Raw genomic sequence first — 22,461 nt, 5'->3', positions numbered from 1 at the left:
ATTGAAATCATCCATATTTAAGAGGAATAAGACGCCGTATGCTCGACCTCAATGACATCGCGCTGTTCGTTCAGGTCGTACGCAGCGGAAGTTTCGCGCAGGCGTCGCGACAGCTCGGCATGCCCTCCAACACAGTCAGTCGGCGCGTTCAGCAACTGGAGGAGCAGCTCAGCACGCGATTACTGCAACGCTCCACCCGCAAGCTGGTGCTGACTCAGCAGGGACAGGATTTTTTCGAGCGCTGCATGGCCTCGGTCGATGGCCTCATGCAGGCAGGCGAGCAACTTGTTTCTGGTGGTGATGTGCCGAGCGGCAAGGTGCGTATCGCGGCGATGGCGGACTTCTTCGACTTCTTTCCAATGACGTGGGTTGCCGGTTTTCTTGCCCGATACCCCAAGGTGCATCTGGAATTCGTACTCGATGACGCGCGTTGCGACCTGATCGCCGATCGTCTGGACATTGCGTTCAGAGGCGGGCCCTTGATGGACTCAGGGTACGTCGGGCGTCAGTTGATCGAGGCGGGCAGGGTAGGCATGGTTGCCAGTCCGTCCTACCTCAAAGCACACGGCATTGCGAATGAATTGGAGGACATGGCTGACCATTTCTGTGTCAGCGCCGGTCATCCCAGCGGCCTGACGACCTGGCGGCTGGTTGGGCCGGATGGTGCAGAGCATGAGGTGCAACTCGCCAGCCGGTTCAACGCCAATACGGCCCAGGCACTGCGCCGGGCCACACTGGCAGGCCTGGGCATCGCGCTGCTGCCTGCGTCCCTGATCCGTTCCGACCTTGAGGCCGGTCGGCTGGTGCCAGTATTGCCGCAGTATCAGCGAACCAGCTACGGCCTGCATCTGCTGTACCCAAGCCGCCAGCATTTGCCACTGGCGGTTTCAGCGTTCATTGAACTGGTCATGGAGAAGCTGCACAGCCATGAGTTTCCCGCGCACTCCGATCGCTGAAGATCGCACCTGGCGACCTGACACCTCTTCCTGGCACCCGGCGGGCTCAGCGCTGGTGACTGACAGTCGAGGCGCTGTGGCTGCGCACCATCACGACTTCCAGATACTCCGCCGGCACAACCAGTGAGCCTGTCGTGCAGCGATTCATACGTTCGAGCAGTTGGACCATGTCGTGGCGAAGTGCCTCGGCCTGCTGATCAGAAAGCGCCTTGAACGCTTTGTGAATCGGGCCGTACCAGCGGCTGAAGGTATCGATGAAGTGTTCGGTTGAGCGATAGCGGAAGTTGAACTGTCTGGGGGCTGCACGGATCTCGCTGGCAGAATTCGAGAACAAAGCATGCAGGTGCCCCTTCACCCCCCAGTCGGAGGGTTTGGCAGCGCCTGTGGGGGCAGGCAGGTAATGTCCCAGCACCGCAAACATCTGACCGACAAAGCCCTCAGGCGTCCAGCAGGTCAGGCCGATACGCCCGCCCGGTTTGCAGACCCGCGCCAGCTCTGAAGCCGCCTGGTGCTGATCCGGCGTGAACATCACGCCAAATGTCGACAGCACGGCGTCAAAGCTTGCGTCTTCAAAAGGCAGGTTTTCTGCATCGGCCTCAAGAAAGGTCACGTCGAAACGCTCCGCTCTGGCGCGCTCCCGTCCGCGTTCGAGCAGCGCACCCACGTAGTCGGTTGACGTCACGCTGCAGCCTCGCCGGGCGGCGGCGAGTGTCGCATTGCCATTTCCGGCCGCGACATCCAGAACAGTCTGGTCGTAATTCAGTTCACAGGCTTCGGCCAGAAGCTCGCCGGTCATTGTCAATGTTGTACCGATGACAGCGTAATCGCCGCTGCCCCAGGCGTCCTTCTGTCTGCCTTTGAGGGCTGGCAGATCGGGTTGGGTGGGCATGATAGATGTCCTTTCCTGGCAGGTTGGAGAGGCGAGTGCCCCGGCTGCGAAGATCGGCTAATGACAATGTTGTCCGATGTTTCAACCGGAAAACTAAACAGGACCCGGTACTTGAAGGCGCTCGCTGACGAGTGTCAAGAATAGCCATGGATGCGCCAGGCACCCCGTGCAACTGCGTGAACGGTCACACTGGGGGCTGTGATGTTGTAACCGGATTCTACGGAGCTATCCCAGCTTTGAGGTCATGTAAATAAGGCGCACAGTGGCAAGGGTGATGGCTTCGGCGTCTTGCTTGATGGCTTCAAGATGGCCGGCGTCGTGCTGTACCTTGCCGGGGCGGGCCTCGATAAGGCGGGTGACGTGATAGAGGTTCTGCGTAACGGCATGGAGGTTGCCGTGCAGGCGGGCTATGACGCGACTGAGCCGTTCGGGTTGGCCGTTACTCACGCCTTCGATGCGCGGTGTGGAGCGTTCGAGGCTGAATCCGGTGACGACGTAGCTGACGTCGATGCCAGCGTCTGAAACGCGTGAAAGGTAGTCTGCTTTAGGGGATCTGATACCGTTTTCGTAATTGCCCTGAGCGTTCGTTTCAACGCCTCCAATGGCGCCCAGTGCGTTTTGTGAAAGCTTGAGGCGCAGTCGCTCCTGCTTAAGTCGTTGACCAATTCCTGTCATAAATCTGTCCTCATGGTACCGCCAGTGGGGGCAGTAGCGTTTCACACGTAAGGGAGCTTACGGCTATATGTGACAGCGACCGAAAGGCTTCCGGTCCAACACGCCCGCAAAGCATGAGCGCAGACGATCAACTGTCTGCCTGAATGCTGGCACATTGTAATTGATGATTTAAACGAAATGGTAAAGATTTGTACGAACTTAAACTATTTGCGTTGGGCATACGATCCGAATGACCGGATCGGTACGGGAGATTGCCGAGGCCCGGGAAGGCCTCGTCAAAGCAGGATTCAGAGACAGCGCGAGGCGGGTTGCTGCGCCCAGTTCAGGGCCGTGTCGGCCATCTTGCCCGCCAGCCGTGCAACGGCTTTCTGATGGGCAATGATGAGGCTTTCCATGCCGGGGCCTGCTTGTTCGCGGATTACGCTGCTGCAGGTGAGATTAGTCCGTTTGCTGCCCGCGATGGCGCCGGCATTGCGCAGCGACAGGGTCCAGACCACGTCGATCAATGCATAATCACCAGGAACCGACTCGAAACGCCGAACGTCCGTGCGGATGGAAAGCACCGGCTGCTCAGTGTTCTTGGGCAGGCCTGCCATGTCGCGGCTGCCGAAACGCTGTTCAAGCTGTGGGGTCAGCGCGTCATGAAACTCGTCGCCCAGTGGCGAGCCCCAGCGCTCGGTGTCCAGAATTGCCAGACTGCCGTCGCCTTGACGCACCACCAGCGGCGGTTGATCGACTTGAACAGGCATGACCACCGGCAGCATCTCGAACTGGAATGGTGCGGGCTGAGGGGCCGTCTTGCCGGTCGAGGCCATCGGGGCAATCAGGGTGTAGTAGTGGGTCTGGGTCGACGTGCATGCGCTGATACCCAGCGCAGCAGTCAATACAGCCAGTTTCAGGCGCAGGGTCATGGATTTGGCTCCGCAATGGCTCGGGATGAAGAAGGGGCGTTGAATGAGCGGGGTGCGGCATCGCCGGTACGCCCACGGATCAGCGATTCAGGGTGGCGGCTCAGGAAGTCAGTCAATACCCGGACCGAGCGCGCCGTGCGCTGCACTTCATCCATTGCCTGGCCCAGTTGCTGACGCGCTGGCGAATCCTCGGCAAAGGAGTCGTTGGCGGTCCCCAGGGTTTTTTCTGCTTGCTGCAAGGTACCGCGCATTTGTGGCAGCACACTGCTGTTGACCTGCTTGAGGGTCTTTTGCAGCTCGCTCAAGCTGCCATTGAGGTTGCCGGCCAGTTCGTCGATAGGCAGTTTGCTGAGTTTTTCGACAAACGCCTGCAGTTGCTCCTGCAGCTTGTCGAAGCTGCCGGGTACGGTCGGGATCTCCAGAGGGCGAGCCTTGGGATTGAAAGCGACCTTGGGGGCCTTGGGGTCGAATTCCATTGCAATGTACAGCTGGCCGGTCAGCAGGTTGCCAGTGCGAACCTGTGCCCGCAAACCGTTGGTGACAAATGCGCCCAGCACTCTGGCGGACTGTTCCTCTTCATCACCCTTGCCGCCCAGTTCCTTGAGCTTGGCTTCGGCTGCCCCCAGGCGTTTGGGATAGATCACCGCGCCCACAACGCCTGGGAACGTCTTGGTAGCCGGATCGTAATCCAGGTCCACCGAGACCACCTTGCCGATGTTCACACCCAGAAAGTCCACCGGCGAATTGACCGTCAGGCCTCGTAGCGACTGGTTGAACCGCATGCGGATGTAGCGAGGCTCGCCATCCGGTGGTGCCAGGGCGGTGGCCTGGTCGTCGAATATCTTGAATTCTGCGTTCTCGTCGGCGAGCTTTGAGTCCGGGCTCCAGTTTGGCTCCCGGAAGGCAACGCCGCCGGAAATGATGGACGTCAGCGACTGGGTATTGATCTTCAGTCCGGTCGCGCCGACTGTCACGTCCACGCCACTGGCGTTCCAGAAGCGGGTATCGGTGGTGATGTACTGATCGTTCGGGGAGTTGATGAATATCTGGATATCAACGCCACGACCGTCCTTGGACAGGTCATAACCGACAACCTGCCCGACCTGGATACGACGGAAATAGATCGGCGAACCGATGTCCAGCGAGCCGAGGTCGTCGGTGTGCAGGATGAAGCGTTTGCCCTTCTCGCCGAAGGTCACGGGAGGCGGTGTTTCCAGGCCCGTGAAATCAGTTTTGGTGTCTTGGGCGCTGCCCGCATCTGCGCCGATGAACGCACCTGAAAGCAGGGTATCGACCCCCGAGACGCCATGTGCGCCGATGCGCGGCCGCACGACCCAGAACTGGCTGTCGATACGTGTGAAAGGATGCGCACTGTTATTGAGCTCGATGGTCGCCAGCACGTGGGTACGATCATCGCTCAGCGCAATCTCGGTCACCATGCCGATCACCACGTTCTTGTACTTGACCTGAGTCTTGTTGGCCTCCAGGCCTTCGGCCGTCAGGAACGTCACCGTGATTCTGGGCCCGATATTCATCCAGTCGTGGAACGCCATGGACAGGCCGATCAGCGCGGCGACGATAGGCACCAGCCAGATCAGCGAAACACGAACGCGACGGCGTTTGACCTCAGGGCGTGGCACTGAATCAGACGGGGGGAGCGTATTGTCAGACATCTTCAACCTCTGCATCCCAGATAAGCCGGGGATCGAAACTCATGGCGGCGAACATCGTCATCACCACTACCAGACCAAAAAACAGAATGCCGACACGCGGCTCGATGGTGCTCAGCTCGCGGAACTGCACAAGGGAGGCGACCAGAGCGACCACCAACACGTCGAGCATCGACCAGTAGCCGATCAGCTCGATGAAGCGGTAAAGGCGGGCACGTTCGCGCATGGCCCATTGGCTGCGGCGCTGGCAGGTAATCAGCAGCAGGCCCAGCACCAGAAACTTGACACAGGGCACCACCACGCTGGCCACGAAAATCAATATCGCGATGTCCCATGAGCCACTTTCGAAAAATTCGATCACGCCGCTCATGATGGTGTTCTGGCTGCTGTTGCCCAGCAGCGAGGTATACATGACCGGCAACACATTGGCCGGTATGTAGAAAATCAACGCTGCGATCAGATACGCCCAGGTGCGGGCGATGCTGTTGGGTTTGCGTCGATGCACGGCAGAGTCGCATCGGGGGCAGCACGTTGCTTCTTCCGGGCAGGCGTAACCGCAGATATGGCATAGCGAAAGCTTGTGCTCGCGGGCAAACGGAATGCCATTCATGCAGGCTTGACCCCCAGTTCATCCCACAGACTGCGGATGCCCTTGTTGGCAATCAATAGAATCAGCACCATCAGCATGGCCATGGCCCAGAGACCTACGCCCGGATGGACATCAAGCATGCCTGACAGCTTGATGATCGCAACCAGAATGCCCAGCATGCACACTTCAAGCATGCTCCAGGGGCGCAGGTGCTCAAGTGCACGCATGCAGGTCTTGAATCCGGGAGCAACGACGCCGCTGTTGGCGTGCAGCAACACCCAGAACAACAGCGTGATCTGCAGCAGGGGGGCGAAAATGATCGACAGGCCCGCCACCAGAGCGATGATGGTAATCCGCCCCTGGGCCAGGGCCTCCACCGATTCCCACAGGGTGACTTCGTTGGTCAGTCCCTTCATGTTGATGCTGATGACCGGAAAGATGTTGGCAAAGATGAATAGCATGGCCGCAGCGATCGTCAGTGCCAGCAACTGCTCGATCGACGTGTGGCGCCCGCGCCCGAGCACGGCTCGACAGCGAAGGCAATAAGCGGCTTCGCCGGGTTTCAGGGGCTGAGCTTCATAGAGCGAATCGCAGTGTTCGCAAATGATTAGAGCCGGTTGTTTATCAGTGGAATGCACAGTGCTCATCGACGCCGTAGATGCAACTAACTGGGTTGAAAATTCGAGGCACGGAAAGATACCTCTTTATGAGATGCGTGGTCTTTTTTTCTGAGCGTCGCGCCACAAAACAGGCGGTATGAAGCATTGACCTTCAGGGATGGGGGTGGTTCATATGTCACTGAGCCATTATTGGCGCAGGGACTGCATTGATCGGAAAGCCGCCAGTGTCTCAACGAGCATAACGCAACAACTGGCGGCAGGTTTCAAGGTCTTGCGGGGCGTGAGCGCTGTTTCAGGTAGCCCAGCAGTTCTCGTGCGGCTTGCGGTACGTTCTGCTCGTCGAACGTCATGCAAATGGCTCTGGCCTCGTCTTCAATAGTGATCTCGTACTGATTCAGGTCGCGGCCATCGTCATTGAACGCCTCGCCCGACTGATTCAGTCCGCTGTCACTGACCAGGCGCTCCAGGTGCTCGGCCTCAGGGCGTTCCAGAGTCGTGGTGTCCACTTCACAGCGCTTGATCGCCCCAGCAAAGCCACCCGATTGCACCAGACAGACTTTCATCGTTACGCCCCTTCTCAGTGATTAAACTTTTATCCCGACCTTCTTCCAGGCCGCCTGGACGGCTTTCTTCGCGTCTGCGCCAAAGCGTGGGTCTGCGGCTACCTTGATGCTGGTTCTGGCGCAATCGACGAACTGGCTGTCCGACGTCAATGCCAGCATCGTTTCATACCAGATTCTGCCGGCCACTTCCCAGGCATTTCCGCCCAGCGCCTTGGCCACCAGTACGAACGCCCGGTTGGGGATGCCTGAATTGATGTGCACGCCGCCCCGGTCCTTGGCACCCGTATAAAGGTCCGACATGCTCGCAGGCTGCGGGTCGTCGCCCAGGTCAGGATCGTTCGCGTAAGCGGTTCCCGGATGCTCCATGTCCCGAATGCCGCGCCGGGTGGGGGCGGGGACCAAGAGTTCCTTGCCGACCAGCCAGTCCGATTCGGCAGCGCTGGTGCCTTCCTTCCATTGACGCACCAGCATGCCGAAGACATCGGCAAAGTGCTCGTTCAGTGCGCCGGACTGGCCCCGATATTCAAGGTTGGACGTAAAGCTCTGTACGCCATGGGTCAGTTCGTGGCCGATGACCTCAAGGCTGCCGGTGAATCGTTTGAACACCAAGTCGTCGCCATCGCCGTACGCCATCTGGCTGCCATTCCAGTAGGCGTTGCTCAGAGGGACGTAATCGCCCTGAAAATCCACTTCGGCGACATGCACGGTCGACACCAGTGCCATACCGTTGTCGTCCAGAGAGTTACGCTCAAACAGCTGATCGTAGAAATCGTAGACGTCACCTGAACCGGCGTAGGCTTCATCCGCTGCTTCGTCGCCCGTCGGCCCCTGGCCTTCGGCGCGGATCAGCTTGCCGGGAAGCTGGTCGGTGCCTCCTGCATCGTGAATCATGCGCTGCTTCTTGCCGTCAGGTGACCTGACCGCGTGCATGGACGGCATTGTCCGGGCGCTCAGGCGTGAGGCCAGAAACGCCGAACTGCTGGTGAGGTTGGCAATGGCTCGCGCACTGATCAGTGCCTTGGGGGATTGCGCCATATGCTCAAGCATATAAGGCGGAATGAAGCATTGCAGAGGATCTCGATCGCACATGTGGAACTCCTGTAGTGACACGCAGACGGCGGCAAGCCATCAATCAACATGGTCGCGAAGGGTTTGACACCGGATGCAGCGCTTTTTATGCAGGAAATATCTGATTACAGGATCGTTCAGAACGGGGCACGCCTTACGCAGCCTGACAGGCGGCGGCATTGGACGCTGGTAACGGGCTTCAGGCACCTGCGTCACCGCGACACACTGGCTCAATACTGGCGGGCAGGGTGCTAGACTCGCGCCACTTCAGACGAGGAGCAGACTTACGTGCGCAAGACGGTAATGATTTTGGCGATGCTGGCGTTGGCCGGATGCGATGCAGGCAACTCTCGAGCGCCTGCGCGAGACAAGGCGCAGGACGCGGCCACGACCGCCGCGACCACTGCTCCGCAATGGTTCATCCAGATGAACTCCAGGGAAGCGGTCAGCGATACCAGTGCCTGGCTGCTGGAGCGTAGCTACGCGCCGATCATCGTCTCGATCGACGGCAAGCAGCAGCTGCTGGTCGGGCCTTATCCGAGCCAGGCCGAGGCCGAGGAGCAGCGTGTCGCGCTGCAGGCCAAAGTCAGCAAATCCCATCGTTTTGCCGAGCCGTCCGTCGTTCAATACAGCCGCTGAGGGTTGTCGCAGGCATGAAAAAGGCGCGAATCCGTTAAACGGGTCGCGCCTTTTTCAACGGCGTGTTTCGATCAGTCTGCTATCAACGACGGCCCAGCAGCAAACCTACCACCAGCCCGAAGCCTGCAGAGATCGCTACGGTCTGCCACGGGTGACCACCGATGTAGGTTTCGGTCGCGTCTACCACAGGCTTGGTGCGCTCACGCACGCTCGACATGGAGTCCAGTGCCTGCTTGAGCTTGAGGCTCAGTTGCGCACGCAGTGTTTCAGCGTCTTCGCCGACCAGCGCCGCACTGTCCTTGAGCAGTTTGTCGGATTCCTCAATCAGTGCCTGCAGTTCGCTGAACGCCTGATCCTTGATCTGATCGGCAGCATTTTGGGCAGAGGTCTTACGAGCCATGGCATTTTCCTTTCAAGTGATGGCAATAGTGATCAATGGAGTCATGGCCACCCTGAAAAGTTGCAACCATGTGAACGACCTGACGCCGGGCTCTGCAAAAAAAGGCCGTTACGGGTGTAAGATGCAGCCGTTTTTAGTCGTAGGTGATCGCTATGAGTTTCAATCTGGCCAACCGGCCCCTTCCTGAACGTGCTGCTATCGAAGATGAAAAATCCCGTCTGTTCGATCTGTGGCAGAGCAACCTCGGCAAGGCCAAGGGCGAAGCCGCACGATTGATGGGCGAGCGTGCCAAGCGCAAGGGCAAATGGTCCGAATGGGTTCGTTCCGAACTTGACACCATGAGCCCGCCTGAATACGCCAACATGGTGCGCAGTGAAGTCAATCGTCTGATGGCCGCTGCCAAGTAAACTTCCCCGGCCGCATTCGGAACAGCGCCCCTCGACATCAGCGCCACGAGGGTCAAGCGTGGCCAGGCTCCGGCGGCATTGTTCAGCGCATTGCTGACACTTGGCAACCGAAACCAGCCAGAGAGCGCTTTTCATGCCTGTATCAATCGTCGCCGCATTACAGTTGGGTGCCTCGCCGGAGGGCAAGGCAAAAACACTTGAGCAGATAGTGGCCTATGAACAGGCTATCCGAGAGGCAGGTGCGAGTCTGGTCGTAATGCCTGAGGCACTCCTGGGAGGGTATCCCAAGGGCGAAACCTTCGGCACCCAGTTGGGGTATCGTCTGCCTGCGGGGCGCGAGGCATTTGCCCGGTATTTCAACAATGCGATCGACGTGCCTGGTGAAGAAACCCGGGCGCTTGCCGAACTTTCCACTCGCACTGACGCCAGCCTGGTGGTCGGTGTCATCGAACGGTCGGGCAGTACGCTTTACTGCACGGTGCTGTTCTTCGAGCCACAAGGCGGGCTGGTCGCCAAACACCGCAAGTTGATGCCCACCGGGACCGAGCGCCTTATCTGGGGCAAGGGCGACGGTTCTACGCTGGCGACAGTCGATGCGCGGGCAGGGCGTCTGGGGTCGGCGGTGTGTTGGGAGAATCACATGCCGTTACTGCGCAACGCCATGTACGCCAAGGGGGTTGAAGTCTGGTGCGCTCCGACGGTGGATGAGCGGGAGATATGGCAGTGTTCGATGCGCCATATCGCTCATGAAGGGCGCATGTTTGTGGTCAGCGCCTGCCAGATTCAAGCCTCGCCCGAGTCGCTGGGTGTCGATGTGCCCAACTGGCCGGCTGACCGTGCGCTCATCAACGGCGGCAGCGTCATCGTCGGCCCGATGGGCGACGTGCTGGCGGGTCCGCTCACCGGTATCGCTGGTCTGCTGACCGCTGAAATCGACACCGACGACCTCATCAAGGCGCGATACGACTACGATGTGGTCGGCCATTATGCGCGTCCGGACGTGTTCGAACTGGTGGTGGATGAGCGCCCCAGGCCTGGCGTGCGTTTCATACGCGATTGATCACCAGAGATCACCTTCGGCCTGTCGCAAGTCGAGCGTGCCGCGGTCTTTGAAGCGCATCGTGCCGAACAGCCCGCCGGCCAGCTTGCCGCGCAACTCGTAAGGTAGATTGTCCAGGCGCTGACTCTGGCTGAGGCCCAGTGCCTGGCGCAGCGCGGCAAAGGCGGAGACGCTGACAGGCACCACCAGCACCGCTTCGGAAAACGAGCCGATGGAACCCTTCTGATTGCTCACGCCGGAGGCCAGCAGCCGGTCATTCACGTCAAGATCCAGCGCCACGCCACTGTAATCGATAGCCGTATCGTTCGGATTCTGCAGCCTGAGCGTCACCGCCATACGCAGCTCCAGGCCTTGGCCTGGCAGTGGCTCGATGCCCACGACGCTGATGTTCAGCGGATCTCGATCAGGCAGAAGCGCGCAGGCGCTCACAGCCAGAATCAGAAGGCTTGCGAACAGGCTGCGCAGCGGTCGTAGCGACATTCGCCAGATCCTCGGTGTGTGGGCGTTAATGCTGAGACCGCACTCAGGTACGTAGATTCGCTCTGTGTCGACAGGCCCGCTAATCTGCTTGTTTTCAACCGTTGCGTCCTCAGGCGTTGAGGTTGATGATTTCAGCGATCCAATAACAACAAGACTGGAGATTGCCATGTCCATCGAAAGGACGACCCCCCATCAAGACCCTGTAGTCATTGTCAGCGCTGCCCGTACTCCCATGGGCGGCTTTCAGGGTGATTTGCTCGGCCTGAGTGCCACAAAGCTGGGCGCTGCCGCCATTCGTGCTGCTGTTGAACGTGCCGCTGTCGACCCTCAGGACGTTGAAGAGGTCCTGTTCGGTTGCGTACTGCCCGCCGGGCTGGGTCAGGCTCCTGCCAGACAGGCAGCGCTGGGGGCCGGGCTTGGAACGGGAACCCGCTGCACCACGCTCAACAAGATGTGTGGTTCAGGCATGCAGGCCGCCATTCTGGCCCACGACATGCTCATGGCGGGCAGCGCCAGCGTGGTCGTCGCAGGCGGAATGGAAAGCATGTCCAACGCGCCTTATCTGCTGGATCGTGCCCGGGGTGGTTACCGCATGGGGCACGCAAAGATGCTGGACCACATGTTTCTCGACGGTCTGGAAGACGCGTATGAGCCCGGTCGATTGATGGGCACCTACGCCGAGGATTGCGCGCAGATGAACGGGTTCACTCGCGAAGCACAGGACGCCTTCGCCCTCGCTTCGCTGACCCGCGCCCAGGAAGCCATTGTGGGTGGCCATTTTGATGCCGAAATTGTCCCGCTTCAGGTGACGGTCGGTAAGGAGCAACGGCTCATCACCCACGACGAGCAGCCTCCCAAAGCGCGTCTGGACAAGATTCCCACGCTCAAGCCAGCCTTTCGTGAGGGAGGAACGGTGACGGCAGCGAACTCAAGCTCCATCTCCGATGGCGCTGCGGCGCTGGTGATGATGCGTCAGTCCGAGGCGCTGCGCCGGGGGCTGAAGCCGCTGGCGGTGATCCGGGGGCACGCGGCTTTTGCCGATGAGCCGGGTCTGTTTCCCACCGCTCCTGTCGGAGCGATCAAGCGGCTGTTGGCCAAGACCGGCTGGACGGTGGATGACGTTGACCTGTTCGAGATCAATGAGGCCTTTGCTGTGGTGCCTCTGGTCGCAATGAGCAGTCTGGAAATCCCCCACGAGAAAGTGAACGTCAATGGGGGCGCCTGCGCGCTGGGACACCCCATCGGAGCATCGGGTGCGCGCATCCTCGTGACCCTGCTGGCGGCGTTGAAGCGTCGGGAACTCAAGCGGGGCATGGCGGCTATCTGCATCGGCGGCGGAGAAGCCACTGCGCTGGCTGTGGAGATTATGGATTAGTCATTAAGAACAGTAAGTTAAAGGTTTTTTATGAAGTCATTTATCTGAATTTGACGACTTTTCAGTGATTTTAATAAAAAGGATATTTATCAATGCCTTATGAAACATTGTTAATAGAGATTAGAGGTAAGGTTGCGCTCATCACGCTGAACCGTCCCAAGGCGTTGAATGCACTGAATGCCCGCTTGATCGACGAGTTGAATCACGCGCTCGATGCTGTCGAGGCTGACAGGTCAGTCGGCTGCATCGTGCTGACCGGTTCCGACAAAGCATTCGCTGCCGGGGCAGATATCAAGGAAATGGTCGATCTGACCTATCCGCAGATTTACCTGGATGACCTGTTTCGGGAAAGCGACCGGGTGGCTGCCAGGCGCAAACCGATGATTGCCGCTGTCGCCGGCTTTGCGTTGGGGGGAGGATGCGAACTGGCGCTGATGTGCGATTTCATTCTGGCCGCCGACAACGCCCGCTTTGGTCAGCCGGAAATCAATCTGGGTGTATTGCCGGGCATGGGCGGCACTCAACGCCTGACCCGTGCTGTCGGCAAGGCGAAGGCCATGGAAATGTGTCTGACAGGGCGTCTGATCGACGCCCAGGAAGCCGAGCGCGCGGGCCTGGTGTCGCGTGTGGTGCCTCTCGATCAGTTGCTTGACGAGGCCTTGAAGGCCGCCGCCGTGATCGCTGAAAAATCCCTTCCTGTTGCAATGATGGTCAAGGAAAGCGTCAATCGGGCCTTTGAGGTCAGCCTGGCCGAGGGTATACGCTTCGAGCGGCGCGTGTTCCATGCCTCTTTCGCCAGCCAGGATCAGAAGGAAGGCATGCAGGCATTTATCGAAAAGCGCGCCGCTGATTTCAAGGACTGCTGAGCCAGGGACTGAAAACCCTCACGCGCCGCACAGCCTGAGCGTCTCAAGCTGCTGATGGGTCCAGTTCTGCTGGAAGTAGGCATGCAGGCCCACGCACTGACCGGGGTAGAACAGGTGCAGGTCGTGCGGCGTCAGGTGATACTCCTTCGCCAGTCGATGGCGCTGCGCTTCGCTCAGCCCCAGATAGCCCTGTTCGTCGGTCGTGCCTTCGAACAGGAAATGCTCCCGGGCCAGCCTGGCCAGATGATGCAGGCCAGGCTCGGGCATGCGCACGATGTACCAGATCCGTCCTGCGAGCGGGGCACCCTGCAAGCCTGGTTGTGCGGTCAGACGCAGGTCGCTCAGGGGCAGTGTTGCGGGTGACCTTTCTGTGGGCTGCTGCGCGAAGAGGGTCGCAGCGCCCGACACAACAATCCCGTCCGGCGTCAGGTGCAGTTGCGCCACCGTGCTGCGCAGGGTCAGGCCCTTGTCCGATTCGATACGCAAGTGCTGGTTGCAAAGCAGCTGAATGTAAGCCGGTGACCTGAAGTCGATGCCTTCAAGGCACACCCGCACGTCCTGTTCAGCCCCGTTTTTTTTCACGATGGACCGAATGACAGGGCGATCAGGGTCGTTGTCCAGGTGGTCGACCAGTACGCGAGCGCCGACGCGCAGGTGCCCGATTCGGTAAGCATCGCTGCACATGACCTGAGCCAGAGGCCAGCGGCCGAGGGGGCCGTCGGGATTCTCGTCTTTTTGCCAGTCGAAGCGGATGCTGCGGTGTGTCGAGGGGTCGATGTCTGCATCGTCATGAAGGCCAGGCATCAGCGTCGCGACATGCACTTCGTTGATACAAGGTCTGGGGCGGCGCATGGCTGCGCGAAACGGCATGGCCCAAGGGATCACCTTGAATTCATTGATGTAGCCGTCCGTCATTGCACCGGCGGCATGCGGCCAGCACTGGCCTGCTTCCGGCAGCGCGCTGATGACCGCCGCTGTGTCGTGAGCATTGTGACCTTCGAGCAGGTGCAACTGCCTGCCTGTGTGATGCACCTCGGTCAGTAGCCAGTGATCGTTGAGCAGTGGCTCTGGATGATCCAGCACGTGCATGATTTCTCCGCTGCGCAGGTCTGCCTGGTTGCTGCAGCCCTGGATGTCACGGTGTTCGCAACGAATGCGCTCCAGCATTCGGGCGCTGCGCTGCTGCAGGCATGCTGTTTCATGATCCAGCCAGCCATGCGCCGTCGTTTGCTCGAACGGGTCATTGATGGCGTGAGCGTCTGGCGCACGGTTCTCCGGCAGCGCCATCGGCTGTACAGCCAAACGTATCTGCCTGGCAGGCCCCGTCCGGTTGGCTCGCATCGACCGATGCTCGGCCAGATGAAACAACTGCGGTGTATCGGCTTCTGGCACACCTTCCCGATTGAAGTGCAGAGGCAAGGTCCGCTCGGGAAAGCTGACCGGATCATCCGAAAACACCAGCACAGGATTGAGGGCAGCGTGCTCGAAGCGGAAGTGAATCCCGTCTTCCTCGCACAGACGCTGCAGAAAATGCAGATCGGTTTCAGCGTATTGAACGCACAGCGGGCGCTGCAGGTAACGGCCTGTCAAGTGTTCGAAACGGTAGCTGTCGCTTGCGATGCCATGGTTCTCCAGCAGTTGCCTGATCAGGTCTGGAGTGCTCATGTCGTGGTAGGCGCGGCTTTTTCTGCACCGCGCCAGCGCCTGCAGTTCGGGCATCACGGCGACCCGATAATGCGTCAGGCCGGTGCCGGTATAAAGCTGCTCAGCCACATGGATCTGGCCGCGCAGACCCTGACCGGAACGGCCGAAGCAAAAAAACGCACGTCGACCCAGCAGGCTGGCAGGATCGAGAGGGGCATCGGTGCTGATCAGATCGATATCGAAGCAATAGACTTCGTTCAAGGCATCCAGGCCGGTAAAGCTGATGACATGCAGATCCATCTGGCAGTCGGCAATCGCCAAGGTCATTGGCATTTGCGGGTCTTTGCACATCTTCGGGCTCTCCCACCATCCAGTTCAGGGTGGGAAGGGTACGAAATGCTCGGACTCAAAGGCATCGTTGCAAGGTTTTTCAGAAAAGGACTACACAACAAGGCGTACAGCGCAGTGCGGGGATGCCGGTTCGGCGGACACATTGCCTCGTTCGTTTGGTCACCAATGCGGCGACAGGGGTTTCATCCGACGCGATCACGTATAAAATGCGCCGCGCCGGGTGCAGGAATGCCGGCACCTTATTTTTAACGCCTTGCCACAGTCGCGGCCTGCTTTGCAGCAGATGCGACCGGCAAGGCGTATACCGGATCGAGAGAGCAGACATGGGCGCACAGTGGAAGGTCAAGCATAAAGAAGCGGCAGCCAACGCCAAGGGGCGTACGTTCGGCAAGCTGTCCAAGGAAATCATGATCGCTGCCCGCGCAGGCGCCGATCCTGACATGAACTCTCGCTTGCGTCTGGTGGTCGAGCAGGCAAAGAAAGCGTCCATGCCTCGTGAGACCCTGGAGCGAGCGATCAAGAAGGGTGCAGGCCTGCTGGGCGAAAGCGTCAACTTCGAGCGCCTGACCTACGAAGGTTTCGCGCCGCATCGGGTGCCGGTGATCGTTGAATGCCTGACTGACAACATCAACCGCACGGTTTCAGAAATCCGCGTGCTGTTTCGCAAGGGACAACTGGGCGCAGCCGGTTCGGTCTCGTGGGACTTCCATTATCAGGGCATGATCGAAGCGGTGCCTGTGTCGCCGGATGCCGATCCCGACGAAGCCGCCATCGAAGCCGGTGCCCAGGACTGTGAGGCGGGCGAAGAGGGTGCAACCCTGTTCCTGACCGAGCCGACCGACATGGACGCCGTGTGCAAGAAACTGCCCGAGTTCGGCTTCACGGTGCAGTCCGCGCAATTGGGCTATCGTCCGAAGAGCACCGTGGATGGCCTGACGGATGAGCAGATGGCGGAAGTCGAAGCATTCCTTGAAGCCATCGACAACCACGATGACGTGCAAAATGTCTACGTGGGTCTGGCAGGCTGATCAGCCAGGCCTTTTGACGCGGGGCGCCTCAGGCGCTCCACGCCTCCTGCAACTGAAGATGCACGTCTGCGAGTGATGGCCTCAGGCTGCAATCGACCTGAGTGCAGCTCGCTTGAAGTGTCTGCAGCCGGTCAATGATCGCTGAGCCTTCGTGCGGTGCATCGCAGCGTTCCAGCAATTCCCCCAGCAAGATACCGAACGCCCGCGTTTCGATGCGTTCCAGCGCGTACCCCTTCGACACTGAGGGATGAAAGGATGCGGCGCCGAAATCGCCCAGCAGACAGTTGCCGTTGTCCTGCCTGAGTATGTTGTGACCGTACAGGTCGCCGTGGGTAAGGCCGCAGGCGTGCAGGTGCGCCGTCACCGAGGCGATGCCGATTGCCAGGCGCATCAGTTCGGGCAGTGAAAACCGGATGCTGGGGTCGTAGACGTCGCGGCTGCAGGAATCCAGGCTGGGCGGGCCTGCCAGATTGCTGAAGTCGGGCGCTATCAGCTCCATCACCAGGCCCTGTTGCCCTGACGGGTGCTCGCTGACCTTGCCCAGCACCTCGATCAGGTGCGCATGGCGACCTGCCGCGATGCAGGCGTCCATTTCATTGAGCGGTGAGCCGTCGCTGGTCACGCTGCCCTTGTACAGTTTTACTGCGGCCGGTTGCGGGCCACTTGCTTCTTGCCAGATCGCCTGCTGAATAATGCCGGATGCGCCTTCGCCCAGACGCTGTTCCAGCTGCAAGTGCTGCCATGGAATGCGCCGGACCGGAAGCGGCTCGCGCTGCGGGCAAAGCGGATTGTCGGCGTAGGCAAGCCAGGCCAGGGCTGGCAGCTTCAGCAGCCAGTCCGGCAATTCGCTCATGCGGTTTGCGGCGATACGAATCAGCTCAAGGCGGTGACAATCGGCCAGTGTCGAGGGCAGTGCCTGCAGCCTGTTGCCTGCCAGCATCAGTTTTTGCAGATCGGGACGGCGACCCAGTTCATCAGGTAACGACTCGATCCGGTTATCGGTCAGAATCAGCCAGCGCAGGCGCGGCGGCAATGCAGCAGCGCTGACCCTTTCAATCTGATTGGCCTTGAAGCCGACGATGCGCAATTGCTTGCACTTACCTATGCATTCCGGCAGATGGGTGAACGCGTTATCCGAGCCGAACAGCACACGCAAGTGCGTGAGACGATGCAGGTCGTCGGGCAGGCTGCTCAGTGAGTTGCCGCTGAGATTGAGGACCTCCAGCGTGTCCGCCAGGTCGAATATCTCCCGTGGGAATTCAGTCAGATCACAGGAGAGGTCAAGGCGTCGAATGCCCGCCAGTTTGCCGGCGCGCAGGTCTGCGAGGGTATGCATGAGTCGCTTCGATCAGTAGTCGGACATGGCGCGCATCATAGCGGGTGTTTTGGCGGGCAGCCGCACAAATCACCCCTCAGGACAGGCAGCGGTCCACGGAGCGATGCACAGCCGCCAGGCTTGGTGGTGATTCGGCGTACAGAATCCGATAGATCATGGGGGCGACGATGGCGTCTATCAGTTCGTCGGCCGTCGGCGACTGCTCATTGCGGTGATGGGCACGATCAATGATGGTCTGTAACTGGTCGCGCACCTTCGACGCGCATTTACCCGCGCAGTTCGAGGTGCTGGCCGCCACGTCGCGCATCATCTCGCGGCCTGGGGCGGAGGACATTTCGTCCAGGTACATCTCACTCCAGACCAGCAGGTCCTGGCGCAGGCTGCCGTGGTCGATGGGTTCGTCGGGGCGCAAGCGCTCGACAGCGACGTCAGCCAGCAGGCTGGTGAGATCGCCCCAGCGTCGATAAATGGTCGACGGTGTGACACCTGCCCGTGCCGCGATCATGGGGACACTGAGTGCCGAACGCTCCTGCTCCTTGAGCAGGTCGCGAACAGCGCGGTGGATGGATTCCTGTACACGGGCGCTGCGCCCGCCGGTGCGTACTGCTTCTTTGATAGCCATACAGCGGACCTTAACACAAAGTATTTGCTTTAAGCGGTGCGCAGTCGCACACTCCGCAAAAGCTAATTCATGGCTTTAGTAATGTGCATCAGCGGAGAGTGTACCCATGTCCCTTCCTTTGCAGAACACGCAACCTGATGATCGGGGCCCTCGCCACCTGATGTTTCTGGCGTTCACGACCCTGTGTTTCTTTGCCGCGTCCAGTACGCCCACGCCTCTGTATCACCTGTATCAGGAAGCATGGGGCTTTTCTTCTGCGATGCTCACGCTGATTTTTGCCGTCTATGCATTCAGCCTTCTGGCGGCGTTGTTGATGGGCGGTTCGCTGTCCGATTATCTGGGGCGGCGGCCGGTCATTACAGGGGCGTTGCTGATCCAGGCCGCCTCCATGCTGTTATTCATATTCGCCACTGACGTGACCTGGCTGGTGATGGCGCGACTGATTCAAGGTTTTGCCACAGGGCTTGCCGCCAGTGCGTTGGGGGCTGCGCTGCTGGACAGCGATCAGACCAAAGGGCCGTTGATCAACAGCATTTCTCCGATGCTGGGGATGGCGGTGGGTGCGCTGGGCACGGCAGCGCTGGCGCAATTCGCGCCGCACCCCTTGTTGCTCGCCTACTGTTTGCTGCTGGCCGCATTCGTCGGTCAGGCGCTTTATCTACAGCGTGTTCCGGAAACAGCCAGCCCGCAACCAGGTGCATGGCAATCGCTCAAGCCGTCGTTGCATGTCCCTGTGCAAGCCCGACGCATGCTGTGGCTGGTGTTGCCTGTCGATATTGCGGCCTGGGCGCTGGGTGGCTTCTTTCTGTCCTTGAGTCCTTCGCTGCTGGCGGCTGCCACCGGTTCGACCTCGCCGCTGGATGGCGGATTCGCAGTGGCGGCGCTGACCCTGAGCGGCGCGATGGCCATCCTGATCTTGCGCCAGCGCGCGCCCGAGCTGGGGCTGTGGTTCGGCGCGAGCTTCATGACGGTCGGTGTCTCGGTGATTTTGCTGGCCATCAATACAGGCATCTTATGGCTGTTCTTCGCAGGCGCAGTGATTGCCGGCATCGGTTTCGGTTCGAGTTTTCTCGGCGCGTTGCGCATGCTCATGCCGTTGGCGCACGTGCATGAGCGGGCCGGGCTGATGTCGGCATTTCTGGTGCTCAGTTACCTGGCGTTCTGCATGCCGGCACTGGCAGCCGGTTTTGCAGCCCGTTCGTTTGGTCTGGTGATGACCAGTAATGTGTATGGGACGATCGTGATCGTGCTGGCGCTGATGGCCCTTGCAGGGTTGATGGTGCGGCGTGACACGAGGGTAGAAGCCGTCTCTCAAGATGAGCGTGTCGCCTGACTGCTGGTGCAGATCAACGGTAGACCTGCCGAAAAACGCTGTTTCAAGGTGGGAGGCCGACAAGGCGTCTCCCACATGCTGGTATCGGCTTTGAGCCTTCAGCGCAAATCCCGAACCATCTCGGCCAGCACGCTCAAGACATCGTTACCCAACTGCGCCGAGCGTTTGCCAGACCAGCCGGTGGTCGGGTCAGGGGCATTGTCGTTGTCTTTAAACGGCATCTCCAGCGTCAATGCCAGGCATTTGTAACGCTCACCAACGCTGTTGCAGGCCAGGTTCATGTTGGCCTGGCCCGGAGCGCTGCGGGGATAACCGTAAACGCTCTGGAAATCGACAGTGATCTCACCCAGGCGGCGACGGAACTGCTCTTCAAGTTGCTGCTGCTTTGCGGTATAGCCCGGATTGCCTTCGCAGGCCGCCGTGAACACATAGGGAATCTCTTCGTCGCCGTGGACGTCCAGAAACAGGTCGACCCCGTACTGCTCCATTTGCTGTTTGACGAAGAACACCTCTGGGCTCAGCGCTTCGGTGCTGTCCTGCCAGGCGCGGTTCAGGTCCTTGCCGTTGATGTTGGTGCGCAGGTGGCCATGAAAGGCACCGTCGGGGTTCATGTTCGGCACCAGATACAGGTCGGCATTGGCCAGAAGCTCATCCATGACCGAGTCGCCCTTTTGCTGAAGGCGCTCGATGACGCCCTCCATGAACCATTCGGCCATGTGTTCGCCGGGGTGTTGCTGGGCAATGATCCAGATAGTGCGCTTGCCCTCAGCGCCGTCGCCCTTGCGCAGCAACTGGATATCGCGCCCCTCGACACTCTTGCCGGTTTCCAGCAGGTGCATTCCGGCCTGCTGCAGCGCTTGCTCGATCAATTCGTCATGACGCGCACGGCTGTAAGGTTCGAAGTAGGCGAACCAGATCTGCGGCTGGCTCGGGGACAGGCTGACATTGAGCGCCTTGCCATCGAAGCTGGACGGGACCCTGAACCAGGTCTGGTGATCATAGGATGCGACCGCGTTGTAACCGGTCCATGCAGTGTTGAAAGTAGACTCACTGGCATTGGTCAGGCTGAAACTGTGGGAGGCGCCGACTTCCATGCCCTCGACCTTGAAGTGGAACCACTGAAAATGGCCACTTTGGGTGTCAGGTCTGATTGCCAGCCTGACACAGGCCGGATCGCTGGCATCCAGTACCTGGATGTTGCCGCTGTCAAAGTCTGAGGTAATGGTGAGGGTCACGGTGCGTTCCTGTGTGCTTAGGCCTGTGTAGACAAGTGCCTTTCAAGGCACTCACTGTACACCGGTCGCTACGACCCTGACTTATCTGGAACGGTCATCCAGCGTCAGGAAAAGGCCTCGGCGGTGACCATCAGGCTGCAGATGAACGCCGTGAACATGCACCAGCCCAGATAAGCCCGGCGCTTGCGTCGATGCCAGCCGCTGGCGCCGATCAGCGCAGCAGGCGCCTGCAGCTCGCGCCAAATGCGTTCACTGTTCTGGAACGCCGCGAGGTGCGCAGCGTCCGCATCCAGCCAGTGACGGAATTCGATTCGCTCGCTCGCGGTAGCGGCGGGGCTTTGCAGGTGTACATACCAGCGGCTGGCCTGCTCCTGAATGGCCTCGCTGTGGCCTGTGCTCTGGCGATGGATCTGTCTGAGCACCCTGAACATGGCGCGCTCCACCTTGGCGGGGTCAACCTCGACAAAGCGGGCAATGTCCGTGTAGGACAGTCCGTCAAGGCGACTGAGCAGAAAGATCTGGCGGGTGCGGCGCGAGAGCCTGTTCACACAGCGGCCCAGTTGAAGGGTCTGAAGCGTCGGCAATGGCGCGGGCAGCCTGGCGGGCAGGGGCGATAGAGACGAGAGCTGATTACTCATGATGTATCGCTCGCTGATCTTCCATAGAAATTCTTCCTTGAACCGATAGGTTCCATCCATGACGCAGCCAGACTAATGAATTCGAGAATCATTCTCAAGTGAAAAGGTACTGCAATTACCGTTTTAATGCGGCCTCAGGCCATTCGTGGCAGAAAAACAGAAGCCCGGCTGGCGGTGTTTTGATATTATCCGCGCCATCGCGCTCAACCAGCGCAGCCGCTTATGCGGCGACGTGCGACACCCAGACTTCATTAGCCTGAAGCAGCGAAAAAAAACCAAAAAAAGACCCGGCAAAAAGCCGGGTCAAAAACCGTGATTAGCCTGATGAGGAGATAATCTGGAAGTCGACCTAAGACTTCCGGGTTATCCAGCCGGCCTCGCGACCAGCTGATGCAATAATAATCATTATCATTTGCAAGTCAAATGTTTTTCTTGCCCTCATTGAAACAAATAATCCATCAGTGACCGCTGATGGATTATTCCCTTGCCCGCAAATCGTCGCTCTTCGCTCAATCCAGCGGCAACTCCGTCGTGCGCTTGACCGTGCTCATGGCGATGTTGGAATGCGCCTCGTGCACATGAGGCAGTTGCAGCAGATGATCACGCAAAAAGCGCTCGTAGCTGGCAATGTCCTGCGCCACGACCTTGAGCATGAAGTCCATCCCGCCCGCCATGGTGTAGCACTCCAGCACCTCCGGGTGACCGATGATGGCCTCTTCGAACTCGGCCAGGTAACGCCTGCCATGCCCCGATAACTTGACCTCGACAAACACAGTCATGCTCAGCCCCAGCTTTTGCGCGCTGAGCAAGGCAACGGTACGTTCGATCACGCCGTCTTCCTGAAGCCGGTGAATGCGACGCCAGCAGGGCGACTGGGACAGTTCCACCCGCTCGGCGATCTCTGCGGCCGACAGGTCGGCGTCATGCTGCAACAGGCGAAGAATCTTGCGATCGATAGGGCTCAATTTAAGCTGCATGAATTGACCTTGTTTTTTGTTTTTTTCGAAAAAGGCATGCTCAATATCAGCAGATATTTGTCAATTTAGAAAGAAAAAGCCTCTTTTCTACAGGCAGTCTAATGACAAGGCCGCCGGGCTGGACCGTCC

Annotated in this window: 25 protein-coding genes; 9 read left to right on the top strand and 16 right to left on the bottom strand. The window is 59.4% G+C overall.

Going from position 1 to position 22,461, the window contains the following annotated elements; translation table 11 throughout:
* Positions 1–38: 38 nt before the first annotated feature.
* Positions 39–956 carry a LysR family transcriptional regulator gene (locus tag BUB69_RS04630; protein WP_073162826.1) on the top strand — a complete coding sequence of 306 codons (918 nt, stop codon included), beginning with the start codon at positions 39–41 and terminating at the stop codon, positions 954–956.
* A gap of 46 nt (positions 957–1,002) precedes the next feature.
* On the opposite strand, the gene BUB69_RS04625 is transcribed toward BUB69_RS04630, so the two are convergent.
* The 8 genes from BUB69_RS04625 to BUB69_RS04590 form a co-directional block, all read right to left on the bottom strand.
* Positions 1,003–1,845, bottom strand: coding sequence for a class I SAM-dependent methyltransferase (locus tag BUB69_RS04625; protein WP_073162824.1), 843 nt, complete (start codon positions 1,843–1,845; stop codon positions 1,003–1,005).
* 225 nt (positions 1,846–2,070) lie between these two features.
* Positions 2,071–2,520 (bottom strand): helix-turn-helix domain-containing protein, encoded by a 450-nt coding sequence (locus BUB69_RS04620; RefSeq protein WP_073162821.1) that lies wholly within the window; start codon positions 2,518–2,520, stop codon positions 2,071–2,073.
* Between the two features lie 287 nt (positions 2,521–2,807).
* Positions 2,808–3,431: a PqiC family protein gene (locus BUB69_RS04615; protein WP_073162819.1), complete on the bottom strand. Its 624-nt coding sequence runs from the start codon at positions 3,429–3,431 to the stop codon at positions 2,808–2,810.
* Positions 3,428–5,104 (bottom strand): PqiB family protein, encoded by a 1,677-nt coding sequence (locus BUB69_RS04610; RefSeq protein WP_073162816.1) that lies wholly within the window; start codon positions 5,102–5,104, stop codon positions 3,428–3,430. The genes BUB69_RS04615 and BUB69_RS04610 overlap by 4 nt, the downstream gene beginning before the upstream one ends.
* Positions 5,097–5,711, bottom strand: coding sequence for a paraquat-inducible protein A (locus tag BUB69_RS04605; protein ID WP_073162814.1), 615 nt, complete (start codon positions 5,709–5,711; stop codon positions 5,097–5,099). Before BUB69_RS04605 ends, BUB69_RS04610 begins: the two co-directional genes overlap by 8 nt.
* Positions 5,708–6,337: a paraquat-inducible protein A gene (locus BUB69_RS04600; RefSeq protein ID WP_073162813.1), complete on the bottom strand. Its 630-nt coding sequence runs from the start codon at positions 6,335–6,337 to the stop codon at positions 5,708–5,710. The genes BUB69_RS04605 and BUB69_RS04600 overlap by 4 nt, the downstream gene beginning before the upstream one ends.
* Positions 6,338–6,573: 236 nt before the next feature.
* Positions 6,574–6,873 (bottom strand): protealysin inhibitor emfourin, encoded by a 300-nt coding sequence (locus BUB69_RS04595; RefSeq protein WP_073162811.1) that lies wholly within the window; start codon positions 6,871–6,873, stop codon positions 6,574–6,576.
* 21 nt (positions 6,874–6,894) lie between these two features.
* Positions 6,895–7,962, bottom strand: a complete 1,068-nt coding sequence (locus tag BUB69_RS04590) for a M4 family metallopeptidase (RefSeq protein ID WP_073162809.1) — start codon at positions 7,960–7,962, stop codon at positions 6,895–6,897.
* A gap of 267 nt (positions 7,963–8,229) precedes the next feature.
* Between BUB69_RS04590 and BUB69_RS04585 the strand changes: the two genes are divergently transcribed.
* Positions 8,230–8,580: a hypothetical protein gene (locus BUB69_RS04585; protein ID WP_073162806.1), complete on the top strand. Its 351-nt coding sequence runs from the start codon at positions 8,230–8,232 to the stop codon at positions 8,578–8,580.
* Between the two features lie 82 nt (positions 8,581–8,662).
* Here BUB69_RS04585 and BUB69_RS04580 read toward each other — a convergent pair whose 3' ends face one another.
* Entirely contained in the window at positions 8,663–8,980 is a 318-nt protein-coding gene (locus tag BUB69_RS04580) for an ElaB/YgaM/YqjD family protein (protein ID WP_024687227.1), read from the bottom strand.
* Positions 8,981–9,132: 152 nt separating this feature from the next.
* Between BUB69_RS04580 and BUB69_RS04575 the strand changes: the two genes are divergently transcribed.
* Positions 9,133–9,387, top strand: a complete 255-nt coding sequence (locus tag BUB69_RS04575) for a hypothetical protein (protein ID WP_004882073.1) — start codon at positions 9,133–9,135, stop codon at positions 9,385–9,387.
* Positions 9,388–9,520: 133 nt separating this feature from the next.
* A complete protein-coding gene (locus BUB69_RS04570) occupies positions 9,521–10,447 on the top strand; it encodes a carbon-nitrogen hydrolase family protein (protein ID WP_073162804.1) in 927 nt (308 codons plus the stop codon).
* On the opposite strand, the gene BUB69_RS04565 is transcribed toward BUB69_RS04570, so the two are convergent.
* Positions 10,448–10,927, bottom strand: coding sequence for an LEA/WHy family protein (locus tag BUB69_RS04565; RefSeq protein ID WP_073162801.1), 480 nt, complete (start codon positions 10,925–10,927; stop codon positions 10,448–10,450).
* A 166-nt stretch (positions 10,928–11,093) separates the two neighbouring features.
* Between BUB69_RS04565 and BUB69_RS04560 the strand changes: the two genes are divergently transcribed.
* Together BUB69_RS04560 and BUB69_RS04555 are read left to right on the top strand one after the other, a co-directional pair.
* Positions 11,094–12,302, top strand: a complete 1,209-nt coding sequence (locus BUB69_RS04560; protein ID WP_073162799.1) for an acetyl-CoA C-acyltransferase — start codon at positions 11,094–11,096, stop codon at positions 12,300–12,302.
* Between the two features lie 92 nt (positions 12,303–12,394).
* Entirely contained in the window at positions 12,395–13,168 is a 774-nt protein-coding gene (locus BUB69_RS04555) for an enoyl-CoA hydratase (protein ID WP_073162797.1), read from the top strand.
* 18 nt (positions 13,169–13,186) lie between these two features.
* Here the strand turns inward: BUB69_RS04555 and BUB69_RS04550 are convergent, their stop codons facing one another.
* Entirely contained in the window at positions 13,187–15,145 is a 1,959-nt protein-coding gene (locus tag BUB69_RS04550) for a type VI secretion system Vgr family protein (RefSeq protein WP_175561649.1), read from the bottom strand.
* Positions 15,146–15,486: 341 nt separating this feature from the next.
* On the opposite strand from BUB69_RS04550, the gene BUB69_RS04545 reads away from it, so the two are divergent.
* On the top strand, positions 15,487–16,191 hold the full coding sequence (locus tag BUB69_RS04545; protein ID WP_073162793.1) for a YebC/PmpR family DNA-binding transcriptional regulator: 705 nt from the start codon (positions 15,487–15,489) through the stop codon (positions 16,189–16,191).
* Between the two features lie 28 nt (positions 16,192–16,219).
* Here BUB69_RS04545 and BUB69_RS04540 read toward each other — a convergent pair whose 3' ends face one another.
* Positions 16,220–17,527 (bottom strand): leucine-rich repeat-containing protein kinase family protein, encoded by a 1,308-nt coding sequence (locus BUB69_RS04540; protein ID WP_073162791.1) that lies wholly within the window; start codon positions 17,525–17,527, stop codon positions 16,220–16,222.
* A gap of 76 nt (positions 17,528–17,603) precedes the next feature.
* Positions 17,604–18,149 carry a TetR/AcrR family transcriptional regulator gene (locus tag BUB69_RS04535; protein WP_073162789.1) on the bottom strand — a complete coding sequence of 182 codons (546 nt, stop codon included), beginning with the start codon at positions 18,147–18,149 and terminating at the stop codon, positions 17,604–17,606.
* 106 nt (positions 18,150–18,255) lie between these two features.
* Between BUB69_RS04535 and BUB69_RS04530 the strand changes: the two genes are divergently transcribed.
* Entirely contained in the window at positions 18,256–19,482 is a 1,227-nt protein-coding gene (locus BUB69_RS04530) for an MFS transporter (protein WP_073162787.1), read from the top strand.
* Between the two features lie 98 nt (positions 19,483–19,580).
* Here BUB69_RS04530 and BUB69_RS04525 read toward each other — a convergent pair whose 3' ends face one another.
* Positions 19,581–20,717, bottom strand: a complete 1,137-nt coding sequence (locus tag BUB69_RS04525) for a M14 family metallopeptidase (protein ID WP_073162786.1) — start codon at positions 20,715–20,717, stop codon at positions 19,581–19,583.
* Positions 20,718–20,821: 104 nt separating this feature from the next.
* Positions 20,822–21,355: a sigma factor-like helix-turn-helix DNA-binding protein gene (locus tag BUB69_RS04520; protein ID WP_073163234.1), complete on the bottom strand. Its 534-nt coding sequence runs from the start codon at positions 21,353–21,355 to the stop codon at positions 20,822–20,824.
* A 145-nt stretch (positions 21,356–21,500) separates the two neighbouring features.
* Here BUB69_RS04520 and BUB69_RS28805 point away from each other — a divergent pair, with 145 nt between their 5' ends.
* Entirely contained in the window at positions 21,501–21,671 is a 171-nt protein-coding gene (locus BUB69_RS28805) for a hypothetical protein (protein ID WP_163031998.1), read from the top strand.
* Positions 21,672–21,864: 193 nt separating this feature from the next.
* Here the strand turns inward: BUB69_RS28805 and BUB69_RS04515 are convergent, their stop codons facing one another.
* Entirely contained in the window at positions 21,865–22,332 is a 468-nt protein-coding gene (locus tag BUB69_RS04515; protein WP_024687791.1) for an Lrp/AsnC family transcriptional regulator, read from the bottom strand.
* Between the last annotated feature and the right edge of the window lie 129 nt (positions 22,333–22,461).

Source organism: Pseudomonas asturiensis (genome assembly GCF_900143095.1).
Taxonomy (GTDB): domain Bacteria; phylum Pseudomonadota; class Gammaproteobacteria; order Pseudomonadales; family Pseudomonadaceae; genus Aquipseudomonas; species Aquipseudomonas asturiensis.
This window is presented reverse-complemented; position numbering and strand designations above follow the sequence as displayed.